General features: G+C 36.5%; 2 protein-coding genes. Both read right to left on the reverse strand.

The window, feature by feature from the left end; genetic code table 11:
* Positions 1-1,839 (reverse strand): NADP-dependent malic enzyme (locus P8M54_RS13195; RefSeq protein ID WP_300288397.1); only part of this gene is annotated, 1,839 nt, incomplete at its 3' end.
* 156 nt (positions 1,840-1,995) lie between these two features.
* Positions 1,996-2,199 (reverse strand): CBS domain-containing protein, encoded by a 204-nt coding sequence (locus P8M54_RS13200; RefSeq protein ID WP_300288398.1) that lies wholly within the window; start codon positions 2,197-2,199, stop codon positions 1,996-1,998.
* Positions 2,200-2,283 lie beyond the last annotated feature (84 nt).

Consider the following 2,283-nt stretch of genomic DNA (forward strand, 5'->3'; position numbering starts at 1 on the left):
CGTCATAACAGCTATTTTTGCCAAGTCATCCGCAGAGGGATCAATGTTTATTGCAGTATCTGACAAAAACATTGGACCACGAGAAGTCATCATCATGTTAGTGGTTGCGATAATCGATGCCCCACCAGCTTTATCTATAAGTTGCAACATTGGTTTTACCACAGAGGAGTAACTTCTAGAATGCCCTGTAACCAGTCCATCTGCATCACCCTCGTTTACCATCATCGCAGCAAAATAGTTACGTTCCCTCATTAATTTTTGGGCATCATATAACGAGATTCCTTTTCGCTTTCTAGATTCCCAGTAAATCGTGGCAAACTTATTTCGTCTTACATCTTCTTCTTTTATCTTAGGATCTATAATTTCAAGATCGGCATAAAAACCAAGTTCTTCTTTTAGTTCTAAGATGATTTCTTTATTTCCTAATAAAATAGGGTGACAAATTCCATCTTCAAATGCAATTTGTGCTGCTTTCAACACATCTAAGTGATCTGCTTCTGCAAAAACTATTCTTTTAGGTTCGATTTTAGCTCTATTGGTAATCAAGCGAACCATTTTATTGTCATTCCCTAGGCGCCCCAAAAGTTCTTCTTCGTACTTATCCCAATCAGTGATAGGATTTAAAGCAACTCCGGATTCCATAGCTGCTTTTGCCACAGCAGGAGCAACGATACTAATTAATCTTGGGTCAAATGGTTTTGGAATAATATAATCTCTACCAAAATTCAGTTTAGTTTCTCCGTAAGCAATATTAACCTGCTCAGGAACCGATTCTTTTGCCAATAAAGCCAATGCTTTGACAGCAGCCATTTTCATTGCCTCATTAATCTTAGTAGCTCGAACATCTAACGCACCTCTAAATATGTAAGGAAAACCTAAAACATTGTTTACTTGATTAGGATAGTCAGATCTTCCCGTTGCCATTATAAGGTCACTTCTTGTGGCGATAGCAAGGTTGTACTCGATTTCCGGATCAGGATTGGCCATAGCGAAAACGATAGGGTCGTTAGCCATTCCCAATAACATATCAGGGGTTAAAATATTCCCAGCAGATAGTCCTAAGAAAACATCCGCTCCTTTTAAAGCCTCTTTTAAAGTAATTCCTGCTCTACCTTTAGAATATCTCTGTTGCAAAGGGGACAAATCAGTTCTTTCAGAAGACAGGACACCATCCTTATCAAACATGATGATATTATCAGGATTGATTCCTAAAAGTACGTACAAATTAGCACATGCCAAGGCAGCAGATCCCGCTCCGGACACTACTAGCTTTGTATCAGCCACTTCTTTCCCTGCCAATTCAAGCGCATTTAAAAGTGCTGCTGAGGAGATAATTGCCGTACCATGCTGATCGTCATGCATGACTGGAATATTCAATTCCTCCACTAACCTACGCTCAATTTCAAATGACTCAGGCGCTTTGATATCTTCTAAATTTATTCCACCAAAGGTTGGTGCTATATTTTTTACTGTTTGTATAAATTCTTCAATGTCTTTTGTTCCTATTTCGATATCAAAAACATCAATATCTGCAAATATTTTGAACAATAAACCTTTTCCTTCCATTACTGGTTTTGAAGCCTCAGGTCCTATATCACCCAATCCTAAAACGGCAGTACCATTTGTTATTACCGCTACAAGATTTCCCTTGGCGGTATATTTGTATACATTATTTACATCTTTAGCGATTTCCAAGCAAGGCTCAGCAACTCCAGGAGAATAAGCCAAGGATAAATCTCTTTGAGTTGCATATTTCTTAGTAGGCACAACTTGAATCTTTCCTGGTGTAGGTTTAGCATGATATAATAATGCTTCTCTTCTTTTGCTATCTTTATTCATTTTGCATGATTTTATTCTAGCTCACAAAGATATAAGTCTAGACGTAAAAACAGTCTTTTAAAATGGTCTTTTGTAAAAAAAGCCTTTTTCTTTTGTTACATAAAAAAAGCCACAAGAATTTGCAGCTATTTATAAGTTTGATTATGAACTACTTATTTACTGTGAAATATAGGAATCAAGATGTTCAATGGTTGTTTTTTGAATCTCAATAATTGCATTTACAACATCACCCATTGAAATTATACCAACGACCTTTTGATTGTCAACAACTGGCAAATGCCTGATTTTTTTGGTGCTCATCAAAGCCATACAATCATCTATTTTATCAGATGGAGAAATCGTAACTAAGTCGGTATCCATAATTTCATGAACAAAGGTGTCTTTTGAAGCTTTGTCTTTTAAAACTACTTTTCTAGCATAATCTCTTTCGGATAAAATTCATTT

Source organism: Flavobacterium sp. (genome assembly GCF_029242675.1).
GTDB lineage: Bacteria > Bacteroidota > Bacteroidia > Flavobacteriales > Flavobacteriaceae > Flavobacterium.